Source organism: Paenibacillus sp. J22TS3, from assembly GCF_018403205.1.
Lineage (GTDB): Bacteria > Bacillota > Bacilli > Paenibacillales > Paenibacillaceae > Fontibacillus > Fontibacillus tuaregi.
The window spans coordinates 1-254 of record NZ_BOSF01000042.1 but is presented as its reverse complement, the minus strand read 5'-3'; the positions used below and the strand labels follow the sequence as shown (position 1 = coordinate 254).

Here is a 254-nt window from a genome sequence, read left to right as displayed (position 1 = left end):
CTCTTCTCGCCTACCTGTGTCGGTTTGCGGTACGGGCACCTTCTCCTGACTAGAGGCTTTTCTTGGCAGTGTGAGATCATGACCTTCGCTACTGTAATTTTCACTCCCCATCACAGCCCAGCCTTATCGGTATGCGGATTTGCCTACATACCAGCCTCACTGCTTGGACGGACATCCATCAGTCCGCGTCACTACCCTGCTGCGTCACCCCATCGCTCATAACGGATTACGGTGGTACAGGAATTTCAACCTGT

Annotated in this window: 1 rRNA gene; it reads right to left on the bottom strand. The window is 53.1% G+C overall.

Annotation, left to right across the window (positions count from 1 at the left end):
- Positions 1–254 (bottom strand): 23S ribosomal RNA (locus KJS63_RS25955); the annotation flags it as partial.